Below are 26,496 nucleotides of genomic sequence, written 5' to 3'. Positions count from 1 at the left end.
CATCAGTCAAATGCCTCCTTCATCGCCAAACTGGCCGCCCTCAAGGCGGCAAAAGCTTCCTTCATCTGCCAGGAGCTGCGATCACGGGGGCCGACCCGGTTGGAGATGGCGCGCAGCTCGGCATAAGGAAGGCCGAAACGTCCCGCCGCTTCCGCTACGCCAAACCCCTCCATCGCCTCCGCTATGGCTTCCGGGATGAGCCGCAGGCGCTTCTGGGCGGTCTCGGCCGTTCCCGTTATGGTGGATACCGTCAGAACAGGCCCGGCGACAACCGGCAGCCCGGCCTCCTTGAGCCGGCGGACGAGCAGCTCCGCCGTTCCTGGATCAGCCGGATACCGGCTTACGCCAAAGCCGAGCTCCTCCAGCGGGAGAAAACCCCCGCCATGCTCATCTCGCTCCGCTGTCTCGGCTCCCAGCTCCACAGCGGCCGTCTCCGTCGCCACGACCAGCTCTCCCGGCTCGGCTCGTCCGGGAAACCCACCCCCGATGCCGGCGCTCATCACGAGCGAGTAAGTACCGGGTGCTGACGCTGCCAGAATGGAGGCGGTAGCGGCCGCGGCCGCGATCGGCCCCACTCCGGCGAGCCGCACCTCGAACCGGTCCGAGCCGGAAAGCGCTCCGAGCGCTTCTCGTTCCGCCTCCACCGCCGTCATCACAAGAAGCTTCCCGCTCATCGTCATCAAGAGAGCGCTCCTTTCCCTTGAACCAAGCCAACAGAACCTCGCTGAATCAGTTGCGTTGCGAGAAGGACATGTTCGGCCGTAACCTCCGGATTCTCGATCCGCCGCAAAATAAGCTGCGCGGCGCGAGCGCCGATGTCATTCTTCGGAACGCGGATTGTCGTGAGCTTGGGACTCATTCGTTCGGCTAGCGTCAGGTCATCGAAGCCGATCAGCGAGATGTCCTCCGGGCAACGGATTCCCCACTCCGACAGCAGCTTCAGCGCTTCAAAAGCAGTGAGGTCGTTCGCGCAAAACAAACCGGTGGCGGGTTCAGCGCCGGATACGGCCTGCTTCAGGTTAGCGGCGAAATCATCGCTCACATACATGCCGTTGCCGCTTACCCCGATCCCCTCGATGATGCAGTAGGAAGCCCCGTTCGGTACCCGCCGGTTGTAATCGAATAGAGCCTCCCGAAATCCGCGGCTGCGCTCCCGGAAGCTCCACGACGTATCCTCATCTCCGACGAATCCGATCTTCCGGTGGCCGGATTGCAGGAGATGAGTCGCCGCTTGAAAGGCGCCCAGGAAATTGTTCGCGAGCACATGGTCCACCGAAGGCTCGGTCAGGTTGGCATCCAGCATCACATACGGGAATTGAAGAGCCTTTAGCACCTGGACGTAGCTTTCCGGAAGATGGCCCATGACGATGGCTCCGTCCACTTTTCGTTCATAGATGCTGGAGGGCAGCCCTTCCTTCGTTGGAAGCGATAGGTCGATGCTCGACAAGATCATGCTGAAGCTGTGATCCGACAGCTCCTTCTCGATGCCGTGCAGCACCTTGCCCCAATACTCCATGTCATCCAGATACGCGCGCGGCATAAGCACCGCTAAATTGCCTTTTAACGAGGCGGAGCCGGTTTTGCGGGCATTCTTGAAACGGTATCCCATCTCCTCCGCTGTCTTCCAAATCGTTTCCCTCGTTCCATCATTTACAGCCGGATCATTGGAGAGCGCCTTGGACACAAGTGCTTTGGACACCTGCAGATGATCCGCAATCATTTGCATCGTAATTTTTTTCATGAGGCGGCAGGTCCTCTCCCTTATTCCGCGAGCTTCTTCCCTTTAAGATATAACACCCCACCCCATAGATCAACTTTCGGAGAGCAATCGCGACCGGCTCGCTTTCCGTCTCCACCGTCTGCTTTCTCCGCTAATGATTCCTCCGCATAGCCTCATTCTCACATCTTCAATAAAAAAGGAACCCGAGTCCGCAGCCCAATCGGGCAATACGGAACGGGTCCAAATGTGGAAGGTGGTGCGATCCGCTCACCGCGGCGTGATCTCCACGCGGGTAGGCAGGCGGATATGGGAATAAAACCTCAGAAGAGCGTTCATCGAAGAATGGCCTCCACTGCGGTGCGATCCAGCTTGCGAATGACCGCCACCATCAGATCAGCTGCTTGCTCAAAGTCCTGTTTGGCCATAACCGAATTATGGCTGTGAAGGTACCGAACAGCAAAGCCGAGCGCAAGCGAAGGGCATCCAGCGCCATTGATGTGGAAGCGGCCTGCGTCCGTTCCCCCCGCCATGGACGTCTCGAACTGCAGCGGAATGCTCAATTCCTTCGCCGTGTCGGTGACCAGCTTGAGGAGTCCGCGATGGGCGATCATCGTAGAATCCAGAACAGAGAGGACAGGACCTTTGCCAATGCCGCAGGATCCCGCGTAGCTTTCCATTCCCGGTGTATCGTAGGAGGTGCAAACATCGAGGGCAAAGGCGATATCCGGTTCGATCATCCGGGCCGCCGTCGCCGCTCCGCGCAGCCCGACCTCCTCCTGCACCGTTCCCCCTGCGTAGACTTCATTCGGATGAGAAATACCTTCCTCGCTCAAGCGTCGGAGCACCTCGGCAGCGAGCAGACAGCCTGCCCGGTTGTCCAGGGCTTTCCCCATCCAGAGCTCTCCGTTTCGCAGAGTCGTAAACTCCGATACGGGGCTCACGGGATCTCCTACCCGCACTCCCATTTCTTCCGCCTCCGCCCGACTCGACGCCCCGATGTCTACAAACAGCTCCTTCAGCAGAATCACTTTTGCTCTTTCCTCGTTTGTAAGAAGATGAGGCGCTTTGGAGCCGATCAAGCCCAGAAGCTTCCCTTGCTCCGTCCGGACGGCAACCCTCTGGGAGAGCAGATTATGCGACCACCAGCCTCCGACCGGTGTAAAACGGAGATATCCGCCTTCCGTGATCTGCGTGACCATGAACCCTACTTCATCGAGGTGGCCTGCGAGCAAAATCTTCGGTCCCGACACCTTCCCCGCTTTCTTCCCGAACACGCTCCCAAGCCGATCCCGTACCACTTCATCGGCATGAGGAGCGAGCAGGTTTTCCAATTCCCGGCCTACTTCTCTCTCATCTCCTGAAATACCGTCCAATTCCGTCAGCTTCTTCATCTGTTCCGTTACTTTGTCCATAAGTCCCTCCCTCTGGATATCCCTCAACCGGCTTAACTCAAGCCGGATGATTAACCTGCCAAATCCTTCACCATCTGAACTTGTTCAGCCACCGTTTCAAATCCCATTTTTTTCAAAACCATTCCCGTCATGGCGGAAGCCTTCTTCGGCACATTCGGAATCACCCGGTTGATATCATCCTCAAATCGCCCGAATACCGCATCCAGTAAAATCCGGATGACCCGTTCCCCCTCCACATCCGTCAACGCCGTCTCACATTGGTGCATGACCGTCGATTCATGACGCCCTTCCGGCGTGTAGACTCGTTTGGAATAGGCATAACCGACAGGAGCTCCGGCTCCGTTGAAGACAACGATTGCTTCTCCCTCCCTTGCGCTTTGCCAATGGGTTTGCCAAGGGTTTCCCGATTTATAGAAAGGGATGGAGTCAATGCGATCGGGAGAAAGGCGCTCGATCCGGTATTCGAAGGACAACGGAGCTGAGATGGACAACTGGGCTTTTCCCTTCAGGCTGAGATGCTCCAGTTCGTCGATCACGCGATACCCGACCTTTTGATACAAAGAGATGGCCCGGTCATTGGCAAGAATCGCTTCCAGAGTGGCGGATTCCGCCCCTTCTTCGCGTAAAATGTCCAGATGAGCTTCCATCAGCAGCTTACCCGTCCCCTTGCCGCGCAGATCGGGAGCAACGCCTGTGCCCCCGTTCCAGCCGACCTTCCGATTGGTGATAAGGCGAACTCCCCCAAGCACAATTCCGACAGGCCGAGCTTCATGGTAGGCGATCAAGGACAAGTGCGGAGACAATTCCTCCTGAACCATTCTTCTCAGCATCGCATCCGCCGTGGTTGCCGCATTGAAATAATAACCGGTAAATCCCGCATTCCAAGCCTCAACAGCGTCGGCCAGCGAGCAGCCCTCCATTCGCCTGATCTCCATTGTGGATTCACCCCATGCCTTGATAATAAATACCGACTAGTCAGTTTATTTAGAGTTAACCACATTCCAATTCGTTTTGCAAGAGCTCGCCATGGAAAAGATCACTATAACAAAATAAGCCCCTCCTCCTTTCGGAAGAGGGGCGAGCCCATCGGTTTAGTTTGCCGCCGCAGGGGCAAGATCCATTAGAAACATAGACTTCATCTGCATAAGCGTTTCCTGATAAGGAAAACCATCATCGGTCACGATCGAGATCGAGGCACCGTCGATCAATGCCCAGAAGGTTTGAGCCGCTACCGTGGCATCCCGATCCCTGCGGATCTCCCCTTTTGTCTGGCCTCCTCGCACAATCTCCTCCACCAAAGGCAGCATCCGTCCCCCTCGCCGGTTGCGGAAATAACCTGCGATCGCTTCATCCCTGCACGACTGCAGGCGGAATTCGTAATAGACCTGAAACAAGTCCTTCACATCCGGGTCCAGATGGCTGTTGCTCAGATAGGTATCGAAGAGATGTGCCAGCTTATCGAGAGCGTTCGAAATCGGCTCCAACTCCTCCGCAAGCTTCGAGTTCAATCCGGCTGTATTCTCGTTTACGACCTCAAAATAGATTTCTTCCTTCGATCGGAAATAATGATAGATCGCGCCTTTGCTCAGCCCCGCTTGAGCGGCTATATCATCGATGGTGGTCTGCTGGTACCCCTTTCTTGCAAAGCAATAGAGGGCGTTCCGCAGAATCACCTGCTTCTTTTGTTTTTTATGGGAATCGGATACGACCGGCGACATCCTCCACACTCCGTTAGCGAATTTCATCCTTCTGCTGTCTCTGCTCACGATAACAGATTGACTTCATTCGTACAATGCCGCGGTTCCTTAGGGGTATTCAAGCAAGCCTGCACAAATCAACCGCGCTCATTCTCTCCCCGTCCGCGGCTTCTGGATCCTTCCACCCGCGGAGCAGGTAATTATATCCATTCCAAACAAAGGATGGCATCCCTGACGGGAGCCATCCTTTGTTATTCGTCCGGTATGCTAGTTGACGGAGCGGAGCTTCTCTTGTTAATCACCAGAAACATTAGCTTCGGATGCAGGAGCATTCACGGCCAGCATCGTCTCCACAGCCGCTTCAAGCTCGCGTTCCGGCAGCGACTCCCGGAGGACGCGGATAAAGGTATCATAGGCGGCAGCCACTTCCGCTTCCCCGATCTCTGTCAGAGCAGTGTACACGCTTCTGCGGTCTTCTTCGCAGACGTGGCGGCGCAGCGCTCCGCAGCCCCGCGCTTCGAAGCGGCTGACGAGCCGGGAGACGGCGCTCTGGCTGAGGCCGATCATGGTTTCGAGCTGCTGGAGACGCAGCTTTTTGTCCGGTGCGACAGACAGAAAATACAGCAGATAGAAGTCGTTTAACGACCAATTATGCTTGCTCTGCAGCTCCTGCTCCAGCTTTGCCGCCACACTCAGCTGAATCTGGGTTAGCGCCAGCCAGCCTTCCATCATCCCGTTCGTTTCTTGACTCATGGTACCTCCTGATGGCGTTACCTCTTGATGGCAAAGCCTCTTTCGTATGGTTTCGGAATGGCCGTCTCCTTGCGCAGCTCTTCCGCTGCTCTCAACGTCCAGTAAGCATCCTTCAGCATCCCCCGCCCGACGGCGACCATATCGGCGTCATCGTTGCCGATCAACGCATTGGCCAGAGCAGGATCTTCGAGACGGCCGACAGCGATAACCGGCACGCCAAGTCCTTCCTTGATCTGCCGAGCCAGCGGCACTTGATAGGCAGCATGGGTGCCGGGACGTCCGCCCGCACCGATGGGGCCTTCGCCGCCGGAGCTCACGTGAAAGATGTCGACACCCGCATCCCGGTAAGCCTTGCTGAATTCAACGCTCTCGCGGATGCCATATCCGCCATCAACATACTCCTGAGCGGAGATACGGAGGATAAGCGGCATATCGGCCGGAATTTCTTCCTTCGCCGCCCGAATGACCTCCACCCCGAACAAGGTACGATCCTTGCCGTATTCGTCGGTACGGCGGTTGGTGAGCGGCGAGTGGAATTGATGGATCAGATAGCCGTGAGCGCCGTGCAGCTCGATCGTATCGAACCCGGCTTTCACAGCGCGGCGTACGGCAAGGCGATACTTCTCCACCATCGCCTTTACCTCTTCGGTGGACAGCTCATGCGGTGTCTTGGAGTTCTCGTCGAACGGAACCGGCGACGGCGCAACCGGAACCGGCGCGTCTTCGGCCTTGCGCCCCGCGTGCCCGATCTGGATGCCGACCTTCGCACCATAGGAATGGCAAGCATCGACGATACGGGCGAGCGCCGGGATCTGTTCGTCGGACCACAGACCGAGATCATAATCAGAGATTCGGCCGTCCGGCTCGACATCGGTCATTTCAATGATGATCAGTCCCGTTCCGCCAATCGCGCGGCTGACATAATGCAGATAGTGCCATTCCGTGGCGATTCCGTCCTTAGCCGGCACCGAGTATTGGCACATCGGCGGCAGCACGACCCGATTTTTCAATTCCAATCCCTTCAGCTTATAAGGCGTAAACAAATCCAGCATGTACCTCTCTCCTTCTCTTTGTCAAGATTGAGCGTTCGAATTATTAAATGCATGCTCATGCATGTATTATAATTCACTCAACTACCGGAGTCAACTCCCGTTCGTTTATGACCCCAACTCTACGTTTGTTAGCCTTCCCGGATGAAGCTGCCCCCATTCTTATTCCATACCTTTAAGGGCTCGTCCACCCAAATCTGAGCCTCGATGTAGCGTTCCGGTCCCTTAACACCCCGCACTCGGCTCCGTCTCGAACATTTCACACAGGCTCGGCTGACCTAAACGTGAAATGAAAGAACGCCTGAAGCCAGAGCCTCGAAGCGTTCCTCATGCCTAACACCTATGTCACCGGTATCTGCGAGCGCGAATGCGCGATCGACCAAACACAGCTCCCTGTTTCTCAAGTACTCTCGTAAAACACAGCTCGCTGCTGCGATTACACCCCTTGGCGTTAGCCTTGGTTGGCCGTATAGACAAGAACCGCATCGCGCAGGAACTGGGCAAGCCCCGGCTTCCGCTTATCGTAATAGGCAGTAAAACGCTCGTCAGCCACATACATCTGGGCCACGCCGGCATGAGCTTCCGAGGAATAGTGGCCCCAGTGAGCCGTTATCCATTTGCGGTGCAGCTCCGCCGCCCGCTGCGCGGGTTCGCTTGCGGGATCACCGCTCGCCATTCCCTCCTCCAGAGCGTTAAACATCTCTTGCTCGATCTCCTGAAGCTCGGTATACTGCTGTTCGGTCATGTTCATCCACTGCCGATTCGATTTCTCAACCGCTTCTTCCCCGTATTTTTCACGGACTTCACGGCCGTACTTCCGTTCGTTCTCTTCCAGCTTCTCTTTTTTGAAGCCATCAAATTTATCCGAATCGTTCATCTTGATTCTCCCTTCCGCTGCTTTCAGCGTTTTCTCCACATTGGCGATAAGCCAATCGAGCTGCTGCCGCTTAACCAGCAGGTTGTCCCGATGCTCCCGCAGGGCGGACGGTCCGTCGAAGGACGGTGAATGCACGAGCTCGCGGATGGCTTCCAGGCTGAGCCCCAGCTCCCGGTAGAAGAGAATCTGCTGCAGCAGATCCACCTCTTCCCTCCCGTACATCCGGTAACCCGATGAGTTGATCCTCGCCGGCTTGAGGAGTCCGACTTCATCGTAATACCGCAAGGTTCTCGTGCTGATGCCCGCCATCCGGCCGAGCTTCTGAATCGTGTATTCCATAAGCATATCCCCCTGACAAAATCAGCATAAACCTTCACGTAACGGAAAGGTCAAGCAAAAAAAATAGGTTGCCCCTCTACTAAGGTCCCACTTTCGGTCATGCGCGATTTTCTATGTTGAGCCCTTACTCCATTTGGTTAAGTTTGTCCTCCTCGGCAAATGGAAAAAGGCCATTTCGCCACAAATAGTGCATGGCCATCGCATGTTCAGAAAATAAATCCTTGTTTGCCGCTGGACTTTCTTGCTTTAGCCAAGTATACTTTTGATTAGTTTCACTAACTAATAGTCGAAGGAGAATGCGAGCATGACACCGCAAAAGCAGCTGTTCACCTCGTTTCTTTCCCTCTATCGCCCTTATTTGAATGAGTTGAATACGTTGCTCGCTCCGATGAACCTCACCAGTCCTCTCTGGTCCATCCTCTACTTTCTTCACCGAACAGGTCCGCAAACCGCCGGCGATATCTCCGAGCACCAATATGTAGAGCGGCCTACCGTGACCAAGATGCTGCAAAGGCTCCATGAGCTCGGCTTCATCGAAGCAATCAGCGGAGACGACAAGCGTGTGAAAATCATTCAATTGACGGACAAAGGGAACGACATCTGCCAACAGGTGCAAGAAAAGTTGGATCTGTATCAGCAAGAGCTTGTTCGCGACATTCCCGAGGAAGAGCAACGGCTCGTTGCTCGAATTCTAAATACGATCACCAAGAACATCACAAACGGAAAAGGATGAACGAAATGGAAAAAGAACGTTTATGGACGAAAGATTTTCTCTCGATCACTATCGTTAACTTCGTCCTGTGGCTGTCCATGTATCTGCTGCTCGTCCAAATGGCTCCTTACGCCAAGCAACACTATCACGCATCGACCAGCATGGCGGGACTCGTCGCAAGCATCTTTGTCATCGGTTCGTTGATCGGCCGCCTGTTCGCCGGCAAGCAGATCAACGCCATCGGCAGCAAACGAATGCTGATCTGCAGCATTCTGTTGACCGTTGTCTTTATCTTCTTCTACCTGGTGCAAACGAACCTCGAACAGCTGATGATCATTCGGCTGCTGCACGGAATTGGTGTCGGCATGTCGACGACCGCCACCGGCACCATCGTGGCCCAGGTCATTCCGCGTGCTCGCAACGGGGAAGGAATCGGCTATTTCAGCTTGAGCAGCGTCCTGGCAACAGCCATCGGCCCGTTCATCGGGATCGCTCTCGCCCATGCTTACGGCTTCCGCAGCATCTTCCTCTTCTCTCTGGCGGTGGGAATCTTGAGTCTGGCTGCCGCCTTCCTGGTGAACTCCCCTTCTCCGCTCAAATCACAGGCCGAGGAAGGAGCCGAGAAGAGCAAATCTCGGTTTCGTCTGTCCGACTACCTAGAGGTACGGGCGCTGCCGATCGCCCTCGTTACGCTCGTGATCGGCTTTTGCTATTCGGGCGTGCTTTCCTTCCTTACGGTATATGCCGCCGAGATCGATCTGGTGGATGCCAGCAGCTTCTTCTTTCTCGTCTATGCCCTATCCGCCTTGCTGTCTCGTCCGGTAACCGGGAAGCTTCTTGACCGCAGGGGAGGCAATGTGATCACTTATCCCGCCTTCGCAGCGTTCGCTGTCGGCATGTTGCTGTTCAGCCAGGCCCATTCCGGCTTCGTCATTCTTGCCGCCGCGGTATTCATCGGGCTTGGCTACGGCAACCTTCAGTCCTGCACCCAATCGCTGGCGCTGAAAGTGACGCCTCACCATCGGATGGGACTTGCCAACTCGACCTATTTCATTTTCCTCGATCTGGGCATCGGTCTCGGTCCCTTCGTTCTTGGCTACTTGGTTCCGATTGTCGGGTACCGAGGACTCTTCTTGTCCATCGTGGCCGTCATTCTCTTGGGAGCGCTGCTCTACCACCCCTTACACGGCAAGCGCGACAAGGAGCTGCTTCGCTCTCAGACCGTGTAAAGCGCCTCAGACGCCGCGCTGCAAACCAAGGTTCAATGAATGCCGGCGGCTCAGCGTCTTCCGTCTCTTTCGATTGCCAACTAAGCTTTCTCGACTCCTGCATGGGAGATCGGGGAAGCTTTTTTTGCTTCCTCCTCCTTATGCGTAGATTCACTGACTTTATGGTTTCTTGAGAATTGCGCGTTATCCTCGTTTCAGAAGGAGATGAACCTGCATGATGAACCCCATACTGGACGTAAAAGGAGTCACAAAGGCGGTCCGCAGCCGCAAGCTGGTGAACGACATGAGCTTTACCGTGGAAAAAGGACAAATCTGCGGCTTGCTCGGCCCGAACGGGGCGGGCAAAACAACGCTCATCCGCATGATCACCGGATTGATCCACCCGACGGCCGGCTCGATCGCCATAGCTGGAACCGACGTTCGAACAAGACGACCTGAAGCGTTGGCGAAGCTCGGAGCCATCGTCGAATCGCCGATCTTCTTCCCTTACCTGACCGGAAGCGGCAACCTGCTTAATCTTGCCCGACTCGACCCGAGCCTGTCCCCAGCGAGGCAAAAGGAACGCGTCCGCGAAGTGATCGCGACGGTCGGACTGGAGGGGCGGGAGAACGACCGGGTCGGTACGTACTCGCTCGGCATGAAGCAGCGCCTCGGCATTGCCCAGGCGATTCTCGGCCAGCCCGAGCTGATCATCCTCGACGAGCCGGCGAACGGCCTCGACCCGATGGGCATCCGCGAGCTGAGGGAGCTGATCTTGAAGCTCCATGAGACCGAGGGGCTGACCTTCCTCATCTCCAGCCATCTGCTGGATGAGATTCAGAAAATTTGCCCGCATGTGGTGCTGATGAAGGAAGGCAAGCTGGTCTGGAAGGGCAAGACGCAGGAGCTGCGCCAAGGAAACGAAAGCCTGGAGGACGCCTTCGTGGAGCTGATGACGCGATGAGAAGACTCGTTCACAGCGAATGGATCCGACTCTGGCGACACCGGATCTTCCTGCTCATGCTCGCCGCTTTGCCGGTGGCCGCCTATGCCGCCGCAGGCTACATGCGAAAGGCGAACGCCGGAACCGATCCGGCGCTGCCGCAGTATGCCGTCGCCGGCAACTTCAGCGTGCTCGGCTTCGAGGAAATGCTGCTCACCGTGTTCAACCTGGCGATGATTGTCCTCGCCGCTTACGTGGTGACGGATGAATATCGCAGCGGGGCTCTTCGGATGGTGATGCAGCGGGCTTACACCTTCGGGCAGATCATCGCTGCCAAGGCGCTGACGCTTGCCGCTGCCGCCGCCGTCCTCTGCCTGTGGTACCTGCTGTGGAGCACGCTCTTTGGGTATCTGCTCCTCCCTCATGCCGATGCGTTTGCGCTCTTTTACCGCGAGGGGACGGTTCACTACGGCAAGGGGCTGCTCTACGCCCTGCAGTTCTACGGCATCGGGCTGCTTACCCTTCTAGCGATGACCGCCGTCCTGCTGTTCTTCGCAGTGATCAGCCGCTCGGTAACGGCCGCGATGGGGCTTGGCATCGGCTTCCTGCTGCTGTCGCTCCTCGGTCCTCAGCTGCTCAGCTATTTTGCCGCCGTCATCGACCAGACGTTGTTTTTCCGGCTGTATTTTGCTTCGCTGCCGATGATCCAGTGGCAAGGGATCGTCTTCTTGCTCGCCGATTCGCCGCGTTATGCGGGCTGGATGTGCACCGTCCTGGCAGGATATCTGCTGCTGTTCGGAACCGGCGCCTATCTGGTTTTTACCAAAAGGGATCGCTGGATTTAGTCCGGCTGTCCTCCCCTTGAAAGGAGACCTAATGATGCTCAGACTGATGAAATGCGAATGGCAGCGCATGATGGCCCGGACCAAAACGAAAACGGTGCTCGTGCTCTACCTGCTTGCGCTTGCCTTTGAATGCTTGTTCTTAAAATCGATGGGAGTGGCGATGTATGATCAAATTCGCTCCACCCCGATGAACGCCTTGAACGTGGCTCCCTTCCTGCTGCGGGAGCTGTCTCTCTTCCTGAACTTCATCCTCATCCCGATGCTTGCCGCAGACAGCTTTAACGGCGAGTATACGTCGGGCGCCTTGAGAATGACGCTGCTGCGTCCCGTCTCGCATCTGCGCCTGATCACTGCGAAATGGCTTGTTCAGGGTCTTCTGCTCGGCGGACTTACCGCCATCACCTTCATGGTTGGGACCCTCTTCGGCCGCATGGCTCTGCCGGAAGCCGACACCACATCATTCCTCGGTACTTCCGCCTTTGGACCCGGTGGTGCGCTCGCTTATTCCGCGCTATTCTATCTGATCGCATACTTGGTCTTTCTCGCTGTTCTCGGCCTTGCCGCCCTCATCTCGACGGTGATGCCGCATCCAATTCTCGCATACGCCGGGACGGTCTGCGTTCTGATCGGCGCGCTCTACCTGTCGGACTCGTTCGCTTTTCTGATGAGTTCCTCGGATGCCATCTTCCGCCTGCTCGGAGGGCTTGCGGGCAGCGGCATGCTCTGGATATCAGCAGCCTGTGTTATGATTGCCTATGGCGGCGTCCTGCTCGTCTGGCGCAGACGGGACTGGACGCATTAAGCCCATTCAAACGGATGAAGGAGGGGACAACCTTGCCAAAGGAACGTATCCTGCTTGTCGACGACGAGCCCGATATGATTGCGTTTATTCGCGACGCGCTGACCGATGACGGGTACGAGGTGATGACGGCGGATAACGGCGAGGCTGTCTTCGCCCTACTGGAAAAGAAGCCCGATCTTATCTTGCTCGACGTAATGATGCCCGGCTTGAACGGCCTGGACGTGTGCCGGGCCATCCGCGACCGCGCACTGTGCCCGATTCTGTTTCTGAGCGCCCGTCATACCGAAATTGACCGCATTCAAGGGCTTGCCGCTGGCGGAGATGATTATCTGGTGAAGCCGTTCAGCCTTCGCGAGCTGAAGGCGCGAATCATGGCTCATCTGCGCCGGGAGCAGCGAGCCCGCCGGGAGGAGAGCCGGACCCTGCTGCATGACGGCGATCTCACGGTGGATTTGAACAGCCTCGCGCTCTACTACCGAGACCGGGAGGTTCCGCTCACGCTCCGTGAGTTCGAGATCGTCCAGCTGTTGGCTCTACATGCCGGGCAGGTCTTCTCCCGGGAGCAAATCTATGAGAAGGTCTGGGGCTTCGAAGCCGAAGGCGACTCCGCCACCGTGACCGAGCATGTCAAGAACATCCGCGCCAAGCTGGTCAAGTGCGGCTCGGGCGTCGAATCCATCGCAACCGTCTGGGGAATCGGATACAAATGGCAAAATCATCGTACTTGAACCGCTGGCTGAACCGGCAATCGCTTCATCAACAATTTCGTTCCATCTCGCTCCTGACCCTCTTCTGCACCATCGCCGCCTCCCTCCTCACCTGGGTGCTAAGCGTGGTCTATGTCTTCGCGGCCGATTTGGGCTTCCCGCACCCGGCCAACTCCTATGAACAGCGTCTTCCTGCTATCTACTCATACGTGGACGGCCAGCGGGCCGAGCTGCTAAAGCCCGAATCCCGGCAAGGCTTAGAGCGTGTGATCCCGGAGGAGGGAATCCTCTATCAGGTGGTTTCTCTCTCGGGTGAGCCTCTCTATGGAACCTTGAAGGATCGACTCGTGCCGGATGGCGGTGTCCTGCTTAAAAAGATGAACACGGTGGAGCAGACGAGCAACGGGTCCTTTCTGCGCTACTATCCGATCCAGGACGGGGAGCATATGCTGAAAGCCGCTCTGCTGCTGAATTACCGACTCAGCCTCGCCTCCGCCAATGCGGACCGGCCTCTGCTCGTCCAACTGTTCATACTCGGCAACCTGACGGTGCCGTTCGTATGGTTGGCGTTCTTTACGATCCATTTCGGCCGAAAGCTGCGGCGGCGGATTCAGCCGGAGGTGGCCTATCTGATTGAAGCCGCCAGCCGGATCGAGCAGCAGGACCTCGATTTCACGCTCCGGCCCGTGAACGGCGCGAAGGAGCTGAGCGAGCTTGGAGCGGCCTTCGAGCGGATGCGCGGGGCCTTGATGGAGTCGCTCAGCCGCGAATGGCGCTCCAATCAGGAGCGGCATGATATGGCTGCGGCCATCGCCCACGATCTGCGGACGCCGCTCACCATCGTGCTCGGCCACGCGGACGGGCTGCTCGACAGCCTGGACGGCGGCAGAAGCGTTCCGTCGGAGCGGCTGGACCGCTATCTCCACGTCATTCGCCACAATACGGAACGGGCGATCCGACTCATTACGGAGATGAATCAAGCAACCGAGCTTCAGCGGGAAGGGTTTACTCTATCCCCGGAGCCCGTCCGCCTGGAGCCCTTCTTCGCCCAGAAGGCGGAGGAATATCGCCTGCTCGCAGCAGGCAAGCAGCAGAGCTTCCTCTACGCGTACAGTGATCTTCGCCGGAATCCAGAGGCGGATTTCCGGCTGGATGCCCGCCGCATGGAGCAGGTGCTCGACAACCTCGCAGCCAACGGCATTCGCTTCACGCCGGAAGGCGGGCAGTTGACTCTGCGCGTCCAGGTGAAGGAAGGGCTTGTGGAAGCGGCGCTGCGTGACAGCGGTCCCGGCTTCACTCCCGAGGATCTTCACAGCCTGTTTCGCCTGTTCTATCGGGGAGATCCGGCGCGGTCCGGCTCCGGTTCGGAGGAGAAAGGCCATTCGGGGCTCGGGCTCTACCTCGTCCGCACCCTTCTGCAGAAGCATGGCGGCGGCATTGAAGCCTCCAATCATCCGGAGGGCGGCGCCTGGCTGCGCTTTTGGGTTGCGGAGCTGCCGAATGACGGCGGAAGCCACCGCTAACAGGTCTTCGGGTCCGCGCCTACATGTCTCTGCAAGTCTCTGCAAGCCTGCAAGATGATGGCAAGTACAGCCGAAACGAAAAAACGGGAGTTGTCGCCTTCTTGCGACAGCTCCCGTTTCTGTTATTCGTTTGCTCTGGTATCTGGAGGACATAAGGGTAACTCACGCCGTTCTTCCTTACTGCAGCCATCCCCTACGCGTTAGCCGCGCAGTTCCTTGAACTTCGCCACATACTCGGCGGCGAGCCTGGTGATCTCATCGTAGCGCCCCTGCTTGGCCGGAGCAGTCAGATTGCCGCCGATTCCGACAGCCAGGCAGCCGGCCTTCAGCCATTGCTCCATGTTCGCCAAATCGACTCCACCGGTAGGCATGATGTTGAGATACGGCATCGGTCCCTTGATGGCCTTCACGAAGTCCGGTCCGAACGCGCTGCCGGGGAATAGCTTCAAGACATCCACACCCAGCTTGAGCGCTTCCTTGGCCTCGCCCAGAGTCAGTACCCCCGGCATGTAGGGAATTCCGTACAGGCTGCACATCTTCGCTGTCTCTTCGTCGAGAGAGGGGCTGACGACGAATTCGGCTCCCGCAAGCAGGGCAATCCGGGCCGTAACCGGATCGAGCACCGTACCGGCCCCGATCAGCGCACGGTCGCCATAATCAGCGACAAGGCGGCGGATCGCTTCATCCGCACCGGGAGTCGTAAAGGTGACTTCGATGGTCGTAAGCCCCCCTTCGATGCAGGCCTTGGACATTTTGTAAGCGTCCTCCGGATGATCCGCGCGTATGACGGCGACCACTCCGTTCGAGGTCAGGCTTTGCAACACTTTCAGCTTCTTCATGGGGATGATTCCTCCTGTACGGATCTATATGGCTTCTCTTCCTGAATGATATCCTCATTGCATTCATAAAGTTTAGTAAATATTTATGTTCTTCACGATCAAATAGTACTCATAAACGTTGCTTGGCGTCAATAACTTCTCACTGATTTCTTTGTTTTTTCTCATAAAAACCTTATCCATCAAAATGTTTATTGAACAAAACCGATTTATGTGTTACGTTCGATTTAGTTCCGGTTACCCCTAGAGGAGGAAATCATCATGTCCAAGACGTTGGCTGCCGTAACCTTCGGAGAGCCGATGGCGATGTTTTATGCGAATGAGGTTGGCGAGCTGCATGAAGTGACTTCGTTTACCCGGGCGATTGCGGGAGCGGAGAGCAATGTGGCCGTCGGACTTAGTCGTCTCGGTCATCGGACTGGCTATGTGACCAAGCTCGGCAAAGACCATCTGGCGACATTCATTCTGAACGCTCAGAACAAGGAGGCCATCGACACAAGCTGCGTAAGCTTCAGCGAGGAGCAGCCCACCGGCATCCTGATGAAATCGAAGGTGGTGAACGGAGACCCGAAGGTCGAATATTTCCGTAAAAATTCCGCCGCCTCCGCCTTGAGCGTCGCGGATTTCGACGAGGCTTATTTCGGCAGCGCTGGCCATCTGCATGCAACCAGCATATCGGCGGCCTTGTCCGCGTCTACTCGAGAATTCACATTCCATGCCATGGAATTTATGAAAAAGCAGGGCAAAACCGTCTCCTTCGACCCGAATCTCCGACCGGTGCTGTGGTCGGATAAGGACACGATGGTTCGCACCATCAACGAACTTGCGGCGCACTGCGACTGGTTCTTCCCGGGCATCAGCGAAGGCGCTGTTCTAACCGGCAGCGACAATCCGGAGAATATCGCCGATTTCTACCTGGAGTTAGGCGTTTCACTTGTCGTCGTCAAGCTTGGCCCTGAGGGGGCCTACTACAAAACGCGTACCGATGAAGGCGTTGTCCCCGGGTTCAAGGTCAAGCACGTTGTGGATACGGTCGGAGCGGGCGATGCCTTCGCAACCGGGGTTATCAGCGGCATGCTTGAGAATCTTGGCATCCCGGAAGCAGTCCGGCGCGGAAATGCAATGGGAGCCCTGGCTGTCATGTCCCCCGGAGACATGGACGGGCTGCCTACCCGGCCGCAACTGGAGCATTTTTTCGCAAAAGGAATCTGAGGCCCCATTCGTTAGGTGCGACGTTTCTCCCGTTTCTTGCAGCCTGTCTTTCCCCGACGCGACTCGTCTCTTATAATGGGTCTAGTACGCTGATAGCGTACTAGTAAATGCGGTGCACGGAAGGGGAGAGAGCCGCTTGACCAGAAAACAGGTATTCACCGGCTCGCCGTGGGAGTCCACGGTTGGCTATTGTCGAGCCATTCGTGTGGGGAATCGGATCGAAGTGGCCGGAACGACCGCCATGAAGGACGGAGAGGTTATCGGCCCCGGCGATCCCTATGAGCAGACGAAGTATATTTTGCAGGTGATTCGGCAGGCCCTGAACGAGCTGGGAGCGGACGTCACTCATGTCGTTCGGACCCGAATGTTCGTGACCGACATCAGCAAGTGGGAAGAAATCGGAAGAGCCCATGGAGAAGTATTCCGCGACATTCAACCGGTCGCGACAATGGTGGAGGTCAAAGCGCTCATCGATCCGCTGCTGCTGGTCGAAATCGAGGCAGAGGCTATCCTGGATTGATGAACAGGAACCAAATATGCTCCGACATCGGTATAATAGCGCCAATCTTGTAAGAGGTTCCTAAAGCACGGAACTCTATTCATGACAAAAGCGACGCTTCCATCCCCCGCTAAAGGGGATTGGAAGCGTCGCTTTTTTACGCAAGAATCATCATGATGAGATTTCATAAAACGTCGAGCATGAGAAAATCGGCCCCTTTTCCGTCAATCGAACGGAGGGTTTGCTCAATCGCGATCGATCGAAAGCGAGCCGTCCATTCGCCGATCCTTCACGGACCTGCCCCGTATGAGCTCGGGAGGAAATCGGTACGTGATCGGAACGCCGACGTCGGCTCCTTCTATGCTGGCAAGAATGGTTTTGACGGCTTGGGTTCCCATTTCGTTGGCCGGTTGGCGGATCGTCGTGATGGTCGGATTGTAGATCGCGGCAAAATCCGCTTCGTCGATCCCGATCAGCGACAGCTCCTCCGGGATGGCAAGCTTCAGCCGGTTCGCCGCCTTAAGGATTTCGGCCAGCACGAGGTCGTTGGAGGCGAGCATCGCGGTAGGCGGCTCAGGCAGGGAGAACATTCGCTCCAGCTCAGCACCGATTTCTTCCTTCGGAGCGCTGCCTAAATAGGCTTCTCGCACCGGAAGCCCCGCTTCTTCCATGGCCCTCTTGAAGCCGCTCAAGCGTTCCTTGCGCGGAGTGATGGCCTGAGATCCTTGCGGCAGAGACAGCATGCCGATCCGCGAATGCCCCATGCCGACCAGCTCGTCCACCGCAATTTTGGCGGCAAGCTCGTTGTCCAGCAGCAAGCTGTGAGCGGAGACACCCTCCACCAGGCGATCTAGAAAGACGAAGGGAATCTTCCATTCGAGAAGCCGCTTGTAGGTGCCGTGGCGGTGGCCGGTTGGGAACACGATCAGCCCATCCACCTTTCTTGCCAGCAGCGTCTCGATATACCGACTTTCGTTGTCCGGGTTCTCGTCGGCATTGCAGATCATCACCTGATTTCCGCGGCGCTGCAGCTCCCTCTCAATGGCGCGGATGCATTCGATGGACAAGGTATACCGGATATCGGCCACCAGGATGCCGATCGTGTGGGTGCGGTTCTGCTTCAGGCTGCGAGCAATCCCGTTCGGCTTGTAGTCCAGCTCGTCCACCACTTCGGCAATCCGCTTGCGGGTCGCTTCGCTCATGTACTCATAGCGCTGATTGAGGTATTGGGATACGGTGCTTTTGGAGACGCCTGCCTTCTTGGCGACGTCGTCGATGGTCCATTTTTTCATAGGCTTTGGTTCGCGTCTTCTTTCCGATGCCGCTTTCGCAGCGTCCTTGTTTAGGGTAAAGTATACCGGATATTTCGAAAATGAACCATTCCGCGAACGCACGCCCCTTTTTCGCTTGTTTAGACACCGCCCCCCTCCACTTGGACCGATCCTACAATCAAACCCCGTCCACCGTTTCGCGTTCCCCCTCCACTCCTTCCCATCACTCAAGCTTACCGCCGTCTTCCTTCACACGTCCTCCGTCTCTAAAACCTACCCGTTGTCTTCCTCCACTCGTGCTCCGTCTCCCAAGCCTAACTTTTCAAGTGCAATCCACCGTCTCCGGTGTCTAGGAATCGGTGCAGCAAGTCAAATTGAGTACCCTTCCCAGGTGAGCCGCTCGCCATTCAAGAAAGCGCCTGATTTATGGCAATTCTTCTCGGCATTAAAAGGAACATTCGCATATTCGCGGCTCTCGTTTTCCTCCCCATCCTTCCCGTCCTCCCCGTCTCCTGCTTTACCAACAGAGAGGACGATTTCCTCGCTCTGTAGATTGCGGTAACAGATCGTCTGGCAGGCGTCCGCCACAAATTCCGGTGCTTCCAATTCCATTTTCGCGGCAAAGGCGTCTAGACTCTCCATTCCTAGCGCTGCCGCTTCTCTAGTGGAAACGGCCTCCATGACGACTCCGCCCGGAAGCCCTTCGAGCTTAACTTCCAAGTATTCCTTCCGCTCCGTCAAGTCGTAGCTCCCGGACAGGTATACCGCAAAAAACACGGAGCCGCACAGTCCGAACAAAGCTTGCCGCCTCTGCAGCCATATCCCCTTGGGCAGGATGCCCACGGCATAATCGGGTCCCTCCGCCGCTTGCCCCAACACTGCTCTTGGAAACAACGCGGCAATCACGCTGCGGTGATAGAGTACCTCCATCCGCCCGCTCTGATGCCGCGGATCTCCTTCCCGATAACCGCCGCCCGGGTGGAAAAAGTACAACCGGTTCCCCCCTCCATCCTCCTGCACCGGCAGGGTGAAGGCCCAGCGGAGCTGCTCATTGTCGAATTCCTCCACCCGCTCCCATAACCCCCCCGCCGCATACTCTTCGGTAATATACGCATAAGAGTGCCAATCTTCTTGAGCACGCAGCGGGACAATGCGTTTCTTCACTTCTGTTGGATAGGTTCGGCGCAACGCCATCTCGACCGCATCCACAGGCGCCGCATAGAACAGGAAGCCGGCATATTCGGTCCGAGGCATCTCCTCCGGCAGGGGGAAGTCGCCAAACTGAACGTAGTCATGCAGCACATTCGCGTCCCGCGGCACATCATGGGGCCAGCCACGAGAATGGGCACCCACCCAGGCTCCGCGCAGATAGACCTCCGCTCGGATTCGCCACAGAAGGTCCAGCGTCTCCTTAAGGTCAGCTAGCAGCTCCTGAACCTCCGAATCAACTGTCCCGCCCCCGTCGTTTCCGGTAGAGGTGGGGGTTGGGGTCTTATCAATCGCACACCCCATTTGCCCAGAGGATGAAGCCTTCTTCTCGCACGATTCCTTGTTTATCATCACCTCGTCCGACTGCTTCCCGGAAGCCTCCCGTTCCCAAGCCTCCGTCAGCTCCAGCGCACAGGTGAAGGCTTGAACCCAATGCCAGAACCAGGGCAGCGCTCCGTACTCCTCCATGCCGTGGCTGCGGAGATGCTGGAGCTGACTCTTCAGGCTCTCGCGGCCATCCTTCATCAGCTCCCGATCCTGATAATAGCGCCCGAAGATGAGCTTCGCCGCCGTGTACTTGGCTTCATGGTGGTTGTAATTCGCAAGCGGCTTCCGGTAGAAGCCGCCCCGGTACACATGCCTGAGTGCAGCATCGAACCGCTCTCGCACATCGGAGTCCAGCCTTTCTCCGTACCGATGGCGGAAGTAAAGCATCAGACTGCCCATGATTTCGACTGGCAGCACGTGAGCCGGCGCTTCGCGGGGAGTGGCCTCAAGCCAGAGCGGCCAGTGGCTGTATAGCGGAGAGTCGGCGTCGGTATTTTGCAGCAGCAGAATTTCCCGAAGCACGCGCTGCGCCAGTTCCGCTGCCTTTTCCCGATCAAAAGAAACCGGTAGAGACGAATCTGCCGCAGCGGCAAATAGATAAGAGGCATAGTAAAAATTGTTGCGAATGTCATCGTGAAACCACAAGCCTCCCTCCAAGAGAGGAAGAGAATGCGCCTTTTCTGCTATTCTACGGACAATTTCAAGCTGTCTGCTGGCGGTTCCGGTTGATTTCGGATCGAATTGGTTCATGATTCACCCTCCGCTTTGATCAATTGCGAACATTGTTATGTTCATTTAAACTTGATATGAACTATATGAACGTTTATTATGTACGTATATGAACATACCACAGCCCAAAGGAGAATGTAATCATGGAAAGGCGCTTTGCTTCCCATCCAAATGAGGTCAAGCAGTTCGATACCGAGCGATTGTATAAGGAGTTTCACGTTCCGGTGATCTTCGCCAAAGACGAGCTGAAGCTCGTTCTCACCCACGAAGACCGGATGATCGTCGGCGGGGCTATGCCGGTTGCCGGAGAAGTGGTTCTGACCACCAATCTGAAGGAGCTTGGAGTCGGATCCTTCCTGGAGCGCCGCGAGCTTGGCATCATCAACGTAGGCGGGCCGGGGATGGTTGTCGCGGACGGAAATTCCTACGACCTCGGCTTGAAGGAATGCCTGTATGTCGGTAAAGGAACGAAGGAAGTGAAATTCCTCAGCACGAACAGCGCGAATCCAGCGAAATTTTATCTGAATTCTGCTCCTGCCCACAAAGAGTACCCGACGGTGAAAGCGACCCTGGAAACTTCTGAATCGGCGAAACTTGGATCGATTGTAAGCTCCAATGAACGATCCATTCACCGGTTGATCCACGCGAACGGTGTTCAGAGCTGCCAGCTCGTCATGGGACTCACCCAATTGAAGCCCGGAAATATGTGGAATACAATGCCCTCCCACACCCATCCCCGGCGGATGGAGGCGTATTTTTACTTTGAGCTTCCGGAAGACGCACTCGTCGTTCATCTCATGGGAGAGCCAACGGAAACCCGCCATCTTATCATGCATAACGAGCAAGCTGTCATTTCTCCGAGCTGGTCGATCCACAGCGGGGTCGGAACGAGCCATTATACCTTCATCTGGAGCATGGCAGGCGACAATATTCGCTACGACGATATGGACCCCGTTCCCATGAACTTGCTAAAATAGAGGGAAACTACGCCGCGAAAGCAGAGGTACCCGATGAATCCGATCCGACGACATGAGAAGATCATGGAAGTTCTTTTGAATCAGAAGGAGATTACAGTCAACGAACTGAGTGAAAAGCTGGGAGTCACAGGCAAAACCATCCGAGAAGATCTGAGCCAGCTCGAAGAGCGCGGGCTCATTCTCCGAGTGCATGGCGGAGCCGTGCTCGCCCAGAGCGATCAGCTCGGTATCCTTCCGACACAAGCGCAGCCGCTCGCCACCCATTCCGACGAAAAGGCGGAGATCGCCGTCCGTGCTTGTGCACTTCTGGAACCGGACGACATCATCGCCCTGGACGGAGGCAGTACCACGCTCGCCATCGCCCGAGCGATCGGCCATCTGCCGCTCACCGTTGTCACCAATGATCTGCACATCATCCGCGAGCTGATTCCAAAGAACAACATCCGTCTCGTTGTGCCGGGAGGTTATCGCGTACGCAACATCCTGACCGGACCGGAAGCTGTCGCTTACATCTCTCACTTGAACCTGAAGAAAGCCTTCGTCTCGGCCACTGCCATTCATCCCGAGCACGGACTATCTGTCTATACAACCGATTCTCTTGAATACAAGCAAGCGCTCGTCCGAACCGCGCGCCATGTCTACGCCGTTGCCGATCACCACAAATTCGGCCGGACGGCGCTTCGCACCTTCGCCAAGCTGTCCGATGTGGAGCTGATCCTGACGGACAGCGGACTTCCCACCGAAACGGCGGAAGCCTTCCGTGAAGCCGGAGCGGCGGTTGATTGCGGCTGATCGACTCTCCTGGCGAGCGGTAGAGCAGCAGAGCGACTAAACGGCAATTCAACATGCGTGGCGACTCCTGAAGTCTGCCATCGAAACCGCACTGGCTTGCCATTCCACTTACACAAAGGAGATTATTCCATGTCCCATATGTTCGATTTGAAAGGCAAAACCGCCCTAATCACCGGAAGCGCCCGTGGGCTCGGTCAAGGAATTGCACTTGCGCTCGCCGAAGCGGGAGCCGATGTCGTATCCGTTTCGCTCACTTCCAGCGATGAAACCGTTCATGAAGCGGAAGCCTTCGGAGTGAAGGCCCTTGGCATCGAGGCTGATTTGAGCGACCACAGCAAGCTGAAAGCCATCTTTGACGAGTCGCTCAAGTTGACCGGCCACATCGATATTCTCGTGAACAACGCAGGGATCATCCGCCGCGCCCCTGCCAAGGACCACAGCGCTCAGGATTGGTTTGACGTGATCAACCTGAACCTGAGCACCGCCTTCCTGCTGTCGCAGATCGCCGGGAGACACATGCTGGAACGCGGCTCAGGCAAAATGATCAACATCTGCTCGATGCTCTCCTATCAAGGCGGCATCAATGTGCCGGGGTATACCGCCAGCAAGCACGGAATCGCCGGGCTGACCAAAGCGTTTGCCAACGAATGGGCCGCTTCAGGAATCAACGTGAACGGCATCGCTCCGGGATATATGTCCACTGACAATACCGCACCGATCCGCTCCGACGAAGACCGCACCCGGTCCATCACCGATCGGATTCCAGCCGGCCGCTGGGGAACCCTCGAGGATGTCAAAGGACCGGCTGTCTTCCTGGCTTCGGCCGCATCGGATTATGTGAACGGCCACGTTCTCTGCGTGGATGGCGGCTGGATGGCGCGATAACAGGCAGTTGGGCAGTTTTGCGCGAACAGGCCAGACCGGAAATACCCGGTCTGGCCTGTTTTTCATTTATGAGAGCCGCTTGTCACCACTCCGTGCTTTTCGTTCCGGTTGATCGCCCTATTTTTAGTTACTCCTTATTCCCAGAAGAACGGCCCGCCGTTCTTCAAACGGGCAAGCCCCTCTACGAAAAAGTAATCGCCATAGATCAAGGGAACGTCCAGATTTCGCTGTTCGGGGTAGTGGCTGGTCCCGTGCAACACCAGTCCCTCCTCGTTCGGGTCCTCCCATGCGCCATACGATTCATACAGCGATTTTAAGATACGCTCGGCGCTCGTCCGGTAGACAGCCCCGTCTTCCGCTCCGACCTTCTCCGCGAGCAAGAGCAGCCCGCTTGCGGCGCAAGCACCGGCGGAAGAATCACGGAGGGCTTGCAGTTCGAGGGGTGCCCGGAAGTCCCAAGCGGGTACATGATCTTCCGACAAGCGGCTCAGGAAGAAATTCGCGACCCGCTGTGCGGCGTACAAATAGTCGGACTTGCCCGTATGATGATAAGCCAGCGTCAGCCCGTAGATCGCCCAGGACGTACCGCGCGACCATGCGGATTCTGGCGCATAGCCCTGCCCTCCAAGTCCCCCGATTCGTTCCCCCGTCACCGGATCGAAGGTAACGATGTGATACGCGGAACCGTCGCTGCGGACAAAATGCTTCACCACCGTGTCCATATGCGCTTCGGCTATATGGGCATAACGAGGATCGCCGCTCGTCCGGGAAGCCCAGAACAGCAGCGGAACGTTCATGCAGCAGTCGATGATGGCGAGCCCCGCATTGCTGTCCCCTTCGTACCAGGGATTCCACGCGCGGATGAATCCGCCCTTCAGGTTAAACCGAGCCGCCAAATAGTTGGCAGCCTTGAGCGCCCTCGTTCGAGAGGTCTCATCTCCCGTGAGCTTATACGAGGCCACGCTCGTCAGCGTCCACATAAAGCCGAGATCGTGATCCAGACGCACATACGCATCCAGCACGCGGTCGAGCTTCCTCTCGCATTCGCAGGCGAGCCGCTTCAGATCCTCTTCGCCGCTCCCCTGGTAAAGAAGCCACAGCATCCCCGGCCAAAAGCCCGCCGTCCACCACTCCGGCTCCGCGAGATCATAGACTCCTTCGCTGCTTGCATGCGGAAATCCCGAACCGATTCTCTTCGCATTCCGCAGCGTTTTGGCTAACGCCTGATTCCATGCTTCGTTCACCCATTCGCCTTTCCCAAACGGGGCGCTTGTCTGCTGTTGATCCGTCACGGCCGATCCTCCTTCTTATTGCTCGTGGTAGCGAAATCGGAAGCTGGCGCGGAAGCGAGCTTCCGGCCTCCGGGCATGGAAATCCAGCGTGTACCAAATCGCATCCTGTGCATGATGATCTCGGTAGGTCAGCTCGGTGACCTCGGGAAGGAAAGCCTCGGGATCGTATTGGATCGTCAGAGTCAACCCGTTCTTCCCGGCTAGGCGATAGACACCATCACCGCCGACAGGAAGCAGCCGCGACACAAACCGCTCTGTGATATTCTCCGGAACGTCCGTAAAGATGTATTCGTCCGTGAGCTCAAGCTGCGGCCACTCCGCTTTGGTCCAGACCCACTGCCTCTTGAGCGAGTCCAGTCCTTCGCAGGCGTACGCCTTCTTCAGCTCCACGGCAAACCGGTCTTCTTGCGGTCCGATCACTGCTTCCGTAACTTCGGCAGCATGCTCTGCTCCCGCCTTCTGGAAGCCGCCATTGAGTACAGGCACGGAATGTCCCTGCGATCCGTTGCACGCGTAGCTGTAGCGCCCTTCGCGGAAATAGTCCTTGGTGTACTCGCCGCTCCCGAGGTCCGATAAGAAAACCTCTCCGCGTGCTGTCAGGATAAACTGCCCCAAATCGTTGTGATTGTGCGGCTCGGCATTGTTTCCCCCCTTGGCGGCAAAGCCAACCATACCTGCTTCGCCATTTACCCGGGATATCAACCATCCTGCATCCTGCAGATAGAAGCTGCCTGGTCCCCAGTCTCGCCCGCCTGCGGCCCGATCCCGCCACAGAAGATTGCGGAAGGCGGACGCCCAGCGGCTGCAATGGTCCTCCCGGAAATCGGCCCGAAGAGCCGTTGGTGGAGCCTGCACATCCTCATATCGACTAGCCAGATAGCGGGAAAGACCAAGATGAACGCTGGCATGAGGCTTCGCGTCGGAGAAGTTTACTACAGCGTCTCCCCCGAGAAAGCACTTCTGTTGGAAGGTGGCGATGGCTCTCACCTTCTCTAGCCGGAACCAATCCAGCGCCCCGCCGCTGCGCTTCTGCAGCAGATCGGCGTAATATACGAAATAGCCGAAACCGTAATTCCAGTACCCCAATCCCTCGAGGCAAGCGCCGTCCGGCCCGAACCCGCGCAAGTAGGCTTCCATGCTGCTTTCGGTCTTCCGCAGGATCGCCGCGAGCCGTTCCTCGTCCTTCAGCAGCAGCAGGGCAGCCGCTCCGACGGAACCTGCGCATACCGCCGACCAATTGTGCTCGACCTGCTCCCAGAAGAACGGTCCGCTCATTAAGAACGGCCGGAACAGCCGCTCATCCACGAGCTCGGTCATGCGGCGGTGTAAGATCGGCGGAATCCGTGTGCCGAACAGCACGCTCATTTCGGCCAAGGTAAAGCCGGTTTCCGCCGCAAAGAGGTCGATGGAAGCGGATGCAGAATCATCCGGCCCGAGATGGGCGGGCAGGCACCAGGTCAATTCGCTGCAGACCGCCCATAGGCTGTCCATGAGCGCCGCTTCGTACTCAGCATGATCCGGCATCCAGAGGGAAAGGATGGCGAAGGTATTGAGCCTCCTCCTACGCTCGAAATAAGCTTGCTCATACTCGCGCCGCGATCCCTTCTTCGCAAAGATGGCGAAGAGCGAATAGGTCAGCTCCGGAATGGAGGAACCCAGCAGCCGTTTTCCTTCTGACAGCACCTCTTCCCTGTCGAGCCGATACGCCTCCTCCTGCCGGAAAGCGTTCCAGAAGGCTTCCCAATCCGACTCGGAGGCGTACAGATGAAGGCCCGGCGGTTCCATCCTCCCCACAATCTCTCCAATCAAGCTATTCTTGCTGTCCGTTGATGCCACTTCGTTCATCTCCTCTTTTGAACACGTGAACATTTTTCTGCAGA

The 26,496-nt window shown here is 56.8% G+C and carries 25 protein-coding genes; 12 read left to right on the top strand and 13 right to left on the bottom strand.

Annotated elements, in window-relative coordinates; genetic code table 11:
- Positions 1-2: 2 nt before the first annotated feature.
- The 8 genes from BN2684_RS13200 to BN2684_RS13165 form a co-directional block, all read right to left on the bottom strand.
- Positions 3-680, bottom strand: a complete 678-nt coding sequence (locus BN2684_RS13200; RefSeq protein WP_058302653.1) for a futalosine hydrolase — start codon at positions 678-680, stop codon at positions 3-5.
- Entirely contained in the window at positions 680-1,741 is a 1,062-nt protein-coding gene (locus tag BN2684_RS13195) for a LacI family DNA-binding transcriptional regulator (RefSeq protein WP_058302652.1), read from the bottom strand. The genes BN2684_RS13200 and BN2684_RS13195 overlap by 1 nt, the downstream gene beginning before the upstream one ends.
- 311 nt (positions 1,742-2,052) lie before the next feature.
- Complete coding sequence (locus BN2684_RS13190; protein WP_058302651.1) at positions 2,053-3,132, bottom strand: M42 family metallopeptidase; 1,080 nt, start codon at positions 3,130-3,132, stop codon at positions 2,053-2,055.
- Positions 3,133-3,182: 50 nt separating this feature from the next.
- Positions 3,183-4,067 carry a GNAT family N-acetyltransferase gene (locus BN2684_RS13185; RefSeq protein ID WP_082651956.1) on the bottom strand — a complete coding sequence of 295 codons (885 nt, stop codon included), beginning with the start codon at positions 4,065-4,067 and terminating at the stop codon, positions 3,183-3,185.
- A 156-nt stretch (positions 4,068-4,223) separates the two neighbouring features.
- Positions 4,224-4,850: a TetR/AcrR family transcriptional regulator gene (locus BN2684_RS13180; protein ID WP_058302649.1), complete on the bottom strand. Its 627-nt coding sequence runs from the start codon at positions 4,848-4,850 to the stop codon at positions 4,224-4,226.
- Between the two features lie 273 nt (positions 4,851-5,123).
- A complete protein-coding gene (locus BN2684_RS13175; protein WP_058302648.1) occupies positions 5,124-5,582 on the bottom strand; it encodes a MarR family winged helix-turn-helix transcriptional regulator in 459 nt (152 codons plus the stop codon).
- 17 nt (positions 5,583-5,599) lie between these two features.
- The gene (locus BN2684_RS13170) at positions 5,600-6,634 is read right to left on the bottom strand and encodes an NADH:flavin oxidoreductase/NADH oxidase (RefSeq protein ID WP_058302647.1); all 1,035 of its coding nucleotides are present in this window, start codon (positions 6,632-6,634) and stop codon (positions 5,600-5,602) included.
- Between the two features lie 448 nt (positions 6,635-7,082).
- On the bottom strand, positions 7,083-7,847 hold the full coding sequence (locus tag BN2684_RS13165) for a MerR family transcriptional regulator (protein WP_058302646.1): 765 nt from the start codon (positions 7,845-7,847) through the stop codon (positions 7,083-7,085).
- 304 nt (positions 7,848-8,151) lie between these two features.
- Here BN2684_RS13165 and BN2684_RS13160 point away from each other — a divergent pair, with 304 nt between their 5' ends.
- From BN2684_RS13160 to BN2684_RS13130, 7 genes are all read left to right on the top strand, one after another.
- Positions 8,152-8,580 carry a MarR family winged helix-turn-helix transcriptional regulator gene (locus BN2684_RS13160; protein WP_058302645.1) on the top strand — a complete coding sequence of 143 codons (429 nt, stop codon included), beginning with the start codon at positions 8,152-8,154 and terminating at the stop codon, positions 8,578-8,580.
- 5 nt (positions 8,581-8,585) lie between these two features.
- Positions 8,586-9,788 (top strand): MFS transporter, encoded by a 1,203-nt coding sequence (locus BN2684_RS13155; protein ID WP_234340239.1) that lies wholly within the window; start codon positions 8,586-8,588, stop codon positions 9,786-9,788.
- A 214-nt stretch (positions 9,789-10,002) separates the two neighbouring features.
- Positions 10,003-10,731, top strand: coding sequence for an ABC transporter ATP-binding protein (locus BN2684_RS13150; RefSeq protein ID WP_058302643.1), 729 nt, complete (start codon positions 10,003-10,005; stop codon positions 10,729-10,731).
- Positions 10,728-11,555, top strand: a complete 828-nt coding sequence (locus BN2684_RS13145; RefSeq protein ID WP_058302642.1) for an ABC transporter permease — start codon at positions 10,728-10,730, stop codon at positions 11,553-11,555. The genes BN2684_RS13150 and BN2684_RS13145 overlap by 4 nt, the downstream gene beginning before the upstream one ends.
- A 34-nt stretch (positions 11,556-11,589) precedes the next feature.
- On the top strand, positions 11,590-12,357 hold the full coding sequence (locus BN2684_RS13140) for an ABC transporter permease (protein ID WP_058302641.1): 768 nt from the start codon (positions 11,590-11,592) through the stop codon (positions 12,355-12,357).
- Positions 12,358-12,389: 32 nt separating this feature from the next.
- Entirely contained in the window at positions 12,390-13,085 is a 696-nt protein-coding gene (locus BN2684_RS13135) for a response regulator transcription factor (RefSeq protein WP_262360925.1), read from the top strand.
- Positions 13,064-14,587, top strand: a complete 1,524-nt coding sequence (locus tag BN2684_RS13130; protein WP_058302639.1) for a sensor histidine kinase — start codon at positions 13,064-13,066, stop codon at positions 14,585-14,587. Before BN2684_RS13135 ends, BN2684_RS13130 begins: the two co-directional genes overlap by 22 nt.
- 200 nt (positions 14,588-14,787) lie before the next feature.
- On the opposite strand, the gene BN2684_RS13125 is transcribed toward BN2684_RS13130, so the two are convergent.
- Positions 14,788-15,426 (bottom strand): bifunctional 2-keto-4-hydroxyglutarate aldolase/2-keto-3-deoxy-6-phosphogluconate aldolase, encoded by a 639-nt coding sequence (locus tag BN2684_RS13125; protein ID WP_058302638.1) that lies wholly within the window; start codon positions 15,424-15,426, stop codon positions 14,788-14,790.
- 258 nt (positions 15,427-15,684) lie between these two features.
- Between BN2684_RS13125 and BN2684_RS13120 the strand changes: the two genes are divergently transcribed.
- Together BN2684_RS13120 and BN2684_RS13115 are read left to right on the top strand one after the other, a co-directional pair.
- Entirely contained in the window at positions 15,685-16,635 is a 951-nt protein-coding gene (locus tag BN2684_RS13120) for a sugar kinase (RefSeq protein ID WP_058302637.1), read from the top strand.
- A gap of 136 nt (positions 16,636-16,771) precedes the next feature.
- Positions 16,772-17,155, top strand: coding sequence for a RidA family protein (locus BN2684_RS13115; protein WP_058302636.1), 384 nt, complete (start codon positions 16,772-16,774; stop codon positions 17,153-17,155).
- Positions 17,156-17,379: 224 nt separating this feature from the next.
- Here the strand turns inward: BN2684_RS13115 and BN2684_RS13110 are convergent, their stop codons facing one another.
- A complete protein-coding gene (locus tag BN2684_RS13110; RefSeq protein WP_058302635.1) occupies positions 17,380-18,426 on the bottom strand; it encodes a LacI family DNA-binding transcriptional regulator in 1,047 nt (348 codons plus the stop codon).
- A gap of 348 nt (positions 18,427-18,774) precedes the next feature.
- Positions 18,775-20,691: a hypothetical protein gene (locus BN2684_RS13105; protein ID WP_058302634.1), complete on the bottom strand. Its 1,917-nt coding sequence runs from the start codon at positions 20,689-20,691 to the stop codon at positions 18,775-18,777.
- A 122-nt stretch (positions 20,692-20,813) separates the two neighbouring features.
- On the opposite strand from BN2684_RS13105, the gene kduI reads away from it, so the two are divergent.
- From kduI to kduD, 3 genes are all read left to right on the top strand, one after another.
- Positions 20,814-21,647, top strand: coding sequence for a 5-dehydro-4-deoxy-D-glucuronate isomerase (gene kduI / locus BN2684_RS13100; protein ID WP_058302633.1), 834 nt, complete (start codon positions 20,814-20,816; stop codon positions 21,645-21,647).
- Between the two features lie 33 nt (positions 21,648-21,680).
- Positions 21,681-22,439 (top strand): DeoR/GlpR family DNA-binding transcription regulator, encoded by a 759-nt coding sequence (locus tag BN2684_RS13095; protein WP_058302632.1) that lies wholly within the window; start codon positions 21,681-21,683, stop codon positions 22,437-22,439.
- Positions 22,440-22,568: 129 nt separating this feature from the next.
- Entirely contained in the window at positions 22,569-23,324 is a 756-nt protein-coding gene (gene kduD, locus BN2684_RS13090) for a 2-dehydro-3-deoxy-D-gluconate 5-dehydrogenase KduD (RefSeq protein WP_058302631.1), read from the top strand.
- 134 nt (positions 23,325-23,458) lie between these two features.
- On the opposite strand, the gene BN2684_RS13085 is transcribed toward kduD, so the two are convergent.
- Both BN2684_RS13085 and BN2684_RS13080 read right to left on the bottom strand, forming a co-directional pair.
- Positions 23,459-24,616 (bottom strand): glycoside hydrolase family 88 protein, encoded by a 1,158-nt coding sequence (locus tag BN2684_RS13085; RefSeq protein ID WP_058302630.1) that lies wholly within the window; start codon positions 24,614-24,616, stop codon positions 23,459-23,461.
- Between the two features lie 15 nt (positions 24,617-24,631).
- Positions 24,632-26,452 carry a heparinase II/III family protein gene (locus BN2684_RS13080; protein WP_234340238.1) on the bottom strand — a complete coding sequence of 607 codons (1,821 nt, stop codon included), beginning with the start codon at positions 26,450-26,452 and terminating at the stop codon, positions 24,632-24,634.
- Positions 26,453-26,496: the final 44 nt, after the last annotated feature.

Origin of the sequence: Gorillibacterium timonense (genome assembly GCF_001457415.1) — a bacterium.
Lineage (GTDB): Bacteria > Bacillota > Bacilli > Paenibacillales > NBRC-103111 > Gorillibacterium > Gorillibacterium timonense.
Note: the sequence above shows the minus strand (reverse complement) of the source record. Positions and strands in the feature narration are given on the sequence as shown.